Source organism: Flavobacterium sp. FPG59, from assembly GCF_002150205.1.
Classification (GTDB): domain Bacteria; phylum Bacteroidota; class Bacteroidia; order Flavobacteriales; family Flavobacteriaceae; genus Flavobacterium.
The window spans coordinates 1-1,368 of record NZ_MTCA01000375.1 but is presented as its reverse complement, the minus strand read 5'-3'; the positions used below and the strand labels follow the sequence as shown (position 1 = coordinate 1,368).

General features: G+C 31.4%; 1 protein-coding gene. It reads left to right on the top strand.

All coding sequences use genetic code 11. From position 1 onward, the window contains the following. Nucleotides 1-1,160 precede the first annotated feature (1,160 nt). On the top strand, nucleotides 1,161-1,368 hold a 208-nt coding region (locus FPG59_RS16085; protein WP_217875957.1), incomplete at its 3' end, for a hypothetical protein.

Sequence of the window (1,368 nt, the reverse complement as noted above, 5' to 3'; positions counted from 1 at the left end):
AAAAATTAGAAGTTGAAAACTGCGAAACGAAAAGCTAAAGCGTAAAAAATTGGAATTTACCAACAGAAACGTGAAAGTTTTGTGTGAAAATCGTAATTCTACAAAACAAACCCCGCATAACAGGCGTTTGGCAAGATTGCGAATTTTGCGGTAAATTCACGTTTACATTTCGCAAGAAATTTTATCTTTAACAGAAAATAATCGGTTCCGAAGTTCGCAACCTCGCCAAGCGCCGGAACGTTATGCGGGAGTTGTGCGAAATTCGCAGACATAATCAATCCGAAAATAAACATTTGGTTCCGCAAGAAGTATACAAAGCAGAAGCGTGAAAGTTAGAACTTGCCAGCAGAAACTTGAAAAGTTGAAACCTGAAAAGTAGAAGTGTGAAAATCGGAATTTTGACAAAACAACGCAATTTAGATTAAGCAAAAAATAATTTTTTAGTGTTTGAAATATGAAACATATATTAGCTTTTGGATTTTTAAATAGTATAATACAAACTGTATTTTATTCCTTCCTCCTTGCATTAGTTTATTTAACGATAACGCCAAATCAAAAACTAGTTATAGGAACTATATTTCCTTTTATTATACTTGCTTTTTTCATCATCGTATTAATTCAAAACGTGTTAACTTCAATATTGAACAGAAAAACATTTACTTGGATATTTTTTATCTTGTCGGTAGGATTATTTTCGTTACCTATTTTTAATCCATTTAGAATTTGGCTTTCGTTGTTTTTTTGTTTAGTAATCGTTTTGATTTTATTAATCCCTATGTTTATTAAGAAGAATTTTATAGCAATTGAAACGAAAAAAGGGAATGAAATTTAGCTGAGATTTGGGCAAGAATTGGGTTTTGTACCTGCCGAAAATAGGCTGAAAATCGATTAAAAATTGAAAATATCAGCTAGAAACAACCCCCGCATAACACACGCTACAAGCAATTTGGGCATTTGGCTTAATTTAAAAATGGTTTTGTATTTGGAAATATTTGGCAAATCCAAATAATGGGCTTAATTTAGTCCCAAACCGCGTGTAGCGCGAGGACGTTGGCAGATATATTATGACGAAACTACAAAAAATCACATTTATCATAACAATTATACTTTTTGCGAGTTGCGAAAAGAAGATTAGCGAAGTAGATTTCGAAAGAAATGTAATGACAGAAATATTACCTACTTTAATTGATTCAACTTGTATTGATAGAAGAATTATGCTAAACTTTCCGCCCAAATATGGTGAATTAATTTATGACAAAGAAGGTCGTTATGTAAAAACTGACTCAACTAAAGCAACCGAAAAAGAGAAACTAAATTTACTTGAATGGAAAAAGAAAACTTTAGAAATTAAAAATGACACTTCAAAAA